Source organism: Tepidimonas sp. (genome assembly GCF_036824975.1).
In the GTDB taxonomy this organism is placed as follows: Bacteria; Pseudomonadota; Gammaproteobacteria; order Burkholderiales; family Burkholderiaceae_C; genus Tepidimonas.
This window is the reverse complement of sequence record NZ_DAISZC010000132.1, coordinates 1-1,767: the sequence shown is the minus strand read 5'-3', so window position 1 is coordinate 1,767 and position 1,767 is coordinate 1. Positions and strand designations below refer to the sequence as shown.

3 protein-coding genes are annotated in these 1,767 nt (G+C 69.3%); all 3 read left to right on the top strand.

Features of this window, described 5'->3' with window-relative positions:
• Nucleotides 1-186, top strand: a 186-nt coding sequence (locus V7Z54_RS09935; protein ID WP_334136262.1) for a MarR family transcriptional regulator, incomplete at its 5' end; no start/stop codon positions are given.
• Between the two features lie 33 nt (nucleotides 187-219).
• Nucleotides 220-408 carry a hypothetical protein gene (locus tag V7Z54_RS09930; RefSeq protein WP_334136261.1) on the top strand — a complete coding sequence of 63 codons (189 nt, stop codon included), beginning with the start codon at nucleotides 220-222 and terminating at the stop codon, nucleotides 406-408.
• Between the two features lie 127 nt (nucleotides 409-535).
• Nucleotides 536-1,767: glutamate-5-semialdehyde dehydrogenase (locus V7Z54_RS09925; RefSeq protein ID WP_443082473.1), on the top strand; the 1,232-nt coding region annotated here is incomplete at its 3' end.

The following is a 1,767-nucleotide window of genomic DNA, read 5'->3' as shown; positions in this document are numbered from 1 at the left end:
CATCAGATCGCGGTCGGCATCTTTCTGCACGAGACAGCACCGTTGGGCATCACGCCGGTGCAATACGCGGCACTGCAGACCGTGGCCAACGAGCCGGGGATCGACCAGCGCACGCTGGCCAGCCGCATTGCGCAGGACACCTCCACTACGGCGGGCGTGGTGGAGCGTTTACAGGCCCGCGGCTAGCTGCAGCGGCAGCCCGGCGCCCAGGACCGCCGTGTGCGTCGCCTGACCCTGACCCCGCAGGGGCAGGCGACGCTGGCGGCTGTGGTGCCGGCCATGCAGCGCGCGCAAGCGCGCATCCTGGCGCCGCTGGCACCGGCGGAGCGCGAGCTGTTCATGAGCCTGCTGCAGCGCCTGGTGCGCGAAAACAACGACTGCAGCCGCGCACCGGCAGCCAGCGCGTGACGCGCGGCCACTGGTCCGGCGCCCGCGTCCGTGGCGCGGACGCGCGTGCAACGGCTCGACGCGCCCGGTGCGACAATTGCGGTCCATGAACGCCGCCGACCCTTTGACCGGCAACGTTGCCGACCTGATGACCACTCTGGGCCGCCAGGCCCGCATGGCCAGCGCGGCCATGGCGCGTGCCAGCGCCGCGCAGAAAAATGCCGCGCTGCGCGCGCTGGCGGCGCGCTTGCGCGTCCATGTGGAGCCGCTACAGGCGGCCAACGCGGCCGATCTGGAGCGCGCGCGCGTGGCCGGCCTGAGCGAGCCCATGCTCGACCGCCTCAAGCTCACCCCCAAGGTCATCGAGACCTGCGCCCAGGGCTGCGAGCAGCTGGCCGCCATGCCCGACATCATCGGCGAGATCGTCGGCCTGACGCAGCAGCCCAGCGGCATCCGGGTCGGCCAGATGCGCGTGCCCATTGGCGTCTTTGGCATGATCTACGAGAGCCGCCCCAATGTCACCATCGAGGCGGCGTCGCTGTCGATCAAGAGCGGCAACGCCTGCATTCTGCGCGGCGGTTCCGAGGCCATCGAGTCCAACCGGGCGCTGGCTCGCCTGGTGCAGGACAGCCTGGCCGAAGCCGGTCTGCCGCCCGAGGCGGTGCAACTCGTACCCACCACCGACCGCGAAGCCGTCGGCCGCTTGATCGCCATGCCCGAGTACGTCGACGTCATCATCCCGCGCGGCGGCAAGGGGCTGATCGAGCGCATCAGCCGCGAAGCCAAGGTGCCGGTGATCAAACACCTGGACGGCAACTGCCACACCTACGTGGACGACCCGTGCGACATCGAACTGGCACTGCGCGTCACCGACAACGCCAAGACGCAAAAGTACAGCCCCTGCAACGCCACCGAAAGCCTGCTGGTGGCGCGCGGCGTGGCGATGGCGTTTCTGCCGCGCATGGGCGCCATCTTTGCCGCCAAGGGGGTGGAGATGCGTTGCTGCCCCGAGTCCAAGGCCATCCTGGCGGTGCTGCCCGGCGCGCGCGTGCTCGACGCCACCGAAGACGACTGGTCCGCCGAGTACCTGGCGCCCATCATCAGCATCAAGATCGTGGACGGAGTGGAGGAGGCGATCGCCTGGATCAACCGCTACTCCAGCCATCACACCGATGCCATCCTGACCACCGACTGGAACCACGCCCAGCGCTTCCTGCGCGAAGTGGACTCCAGCAGCGTGATGGTCAACACCAGCACGCGTTTTGCCGACGGCTTCGAGTACGGGCTGGGGGCCGAGATCGGCATCAGCACCGACAAGTTCCACGCTCGCGGGCCGGTGGGCGTGGCGGGGCTGACGTCGCTAAAGTACGTGGTGCTGGG